The organism is Polynucleobacter sp. 35-46-11 (assembly GCF_002281105.1).
The window spans coordinates 1-2,323 of record NZ_NCFJ01000403.1 but is presented as its reverse complement, the minus strand read 5'-3'; the positions used below and the strand labels follow the sequence as shown (position 1 = coordinate 2,323).

Below are 2,323 nucleotides of genomic sequence, written 5' to 3'. Positions count from 1 at the left end.
TTAAGAAATTGACTACAAAAGACCTAGAAAACTCGATTTTTAACTACTGATAACTGCCGTTTTTCGGATTTACTCTTACTATAAGGTAAATTCCAAAAATAATCATGGGTACGGAAAGCCACTGCCCCATAGATAAACCGAGGCCCAAGAGGCCCAAGAAGGCATCAGGCTCGCGAGCAAATTCCGCTAGGAAACGGCAAATGCCGTAACCCAATAAAAATAAGCCAGAAATCTGCCCTACCCTGCGCGGTTTACTGGAATATATCCAAAGCACGATCCCCAGGCAAATGCCTTCACCCAAGAATTGATAAATCTGGGAGGGATGGCGCGGAATGGAGTCCACCATTGGGAACACCATAGCCCATGGTAGGTCTGTTGGCCTCCCCCATAACTCGCCATTAATGAAATTACCTAAGCGGCCAAATGCCAAACCAAATGGAACAAGTGGCGCAACTAAGTCACTCACAACAAAGAAGGAAACCTTGCGGCGATAGGCAAACCAGAGCAAGGCCAATAAGACTCCTAGCAGGCCGCCATGAAAAGACATGCCACCCTCCCATATCTTGAAGATACTCAGAGGATTCGCAAGATAGTAGCCGGGCATATAAAACAAGGTGTAACCCAAACGTCCACCCAGCACCACGCCTAAAACGCCAGCAAATAAAAGATCCTCAAGATCTTTATATGACCAACCCAAAGATTGATATCGCGGAGTACGGATGCGCAGACGACCTAATAATAAAAATTGAGCAAATGCCAATAGATACATTAGCCCATACCAATGAATGGCAAATGCGCCAATCCGAATTACAGCAGGATCAAATTCTGGATGAATCAACATACTGAGTAATCAGCAATCATGCTTTAGATTGATCAAAATTATGCAGCTCATGACCAAGGTCACGATAAGCCTTATACCGCTCGCGACCTGCAAGGCGCTCAGATTCATTGATCGTGACAACCTCAACAATACGAGGGAAACGTGCAAGCAATGCCGGAACATCAGATGGCATTTTCATACCCAAGTGAATGAGTACATCCGCATGCGGCAACTGAGACAAGGCAGGTGATAAAAAATGATCTGTCAGCAAGATGGGTGTATCTATCGCTGCTTCATCTTCGATAAAGCAATGTGGCAGGAAATCTGTTGCACTAAATGTCCATAGCAGTTCATCTAATTTTTTGAGGTCTGCTCTTTCGCCCACCATCACGATGTTGCGTACAGACTCGCCAGCAGGTGTAGCGCTCCAGATCTTGCGCGTTAAGCGACAAGCGTATTCCAGCTTATCGCTAACGTTGCTATGAAAATCAATACGAGCCATGAATGACTTTCTGCGCTTATTTTTGATCTAACAAGTAATTCACAAGCAAAGGTACTGGGCGTCCCGTTGCACCTTTAGCGGCACCACTCTTCCAAGCGGTTCCAGCAATATCCAAATGAGCCCATTTATATTTTTCAGTGAAGCGCGATAGGAAACAAGCGGCAGTCACGCTACCAGCCGGACGTCCACCAATATTGGCAACATCCGCAAAATTCGATTTGAGTTGTTCATGGTAAGCCGCATCTAAAGGCAAACGCCATACAGTATCCAAAGAGGCGTGCCCCGCTTTAGTAAGAGAGTTCACTAAACCCTCATCATCTGAAAATACGCCACTATGTACATGACCCAATGCAATGATGCAGGCCCCAGTTAAAGTGGCTACATCAATCACAGCCTTGGGCTTGAAGCGCTCAACGTAAGTTAAGGCATCGCACAAAATCAGTCGACCTTCTGCATCGGTATTGAGAATCTCAATCGTTTGACCAGACATACTCTTCACAATATCGCCGGGGCGTGTGGCATTGCCGGAAGGCATATTTTCACAAGTCGGAATTACGCCGATGACATTCTTCTTCAACTTCATTAATGCTGTGGCATACATCGTGCCAATCACAGAGGCAGCGCCGCACATGTCGTACTTCATCTCATCCATGGCTTCGCCAGGCTTCAAGGAAATACCACCTGTATCAAAGGTGATGCCTTTACCCACCAACACAATCGGAGCCTCGCCAGCTTTACCACCTTGGTGACGCATCACAATAAATTGTGGCGGCGTATCTGAACCTTGGGCTACCGATAAAAAAGAGCCCATGCCCAAAGCTTCAATTTGCTTGCGGCCCAAGACCTCCACCTTGAGGCCAGTCTTCTTGCTTAAGCCCTGCGCCGCTTTACCTAAGTAAGTTGGCGTACAAATATTCGGAGGTAAATTACCCAAGTCTTTAGCCAAGTTCATACCCTCAACCATCGCAGCACCCTCTGGAACTGAGGCCTTGAGCTCTTTG

The 2,323-nt window shown here is 46.6% G+C and carries 3 protein-coding genes; all 3 read right to left on the bottom strand.

The genetic code is table 11. The features are described from left to right. Positions 1–43 precede the first annotated feature (43 nt). On the bottom strand, positions 44–841 hold the full coding sequence (gene lgt / locus B7Y67_RS15555; RefSeq protein WP_293599416.1) for a prolipoprotein diacylglyceryl transferase: 798 nt from the start codon (positions 839–841) through the stop codon (positions 44–46). Between the two features lie 16 nt (positions 842–857). Next, positions 858–1,322, bottom strand: coding sequence for a DNA polymerase III subunit chi (locus tag B7Y67_RS15550; protein ID WP_293599415.1), 465 nt, complete (start codon positions 1,320–1,322; stop codon positions 858–860). A 16-nt stretch (positions 1,323–1,338) separates the two neighbouring features. Beyond that, positions 1,339–2,323: leucyl aminopeptidase (locus tag B7Y67_RS15545; protein WP_293599414.1), on the bottom strand; the 985-nt coding region annotated here is incomplete at its 5' end.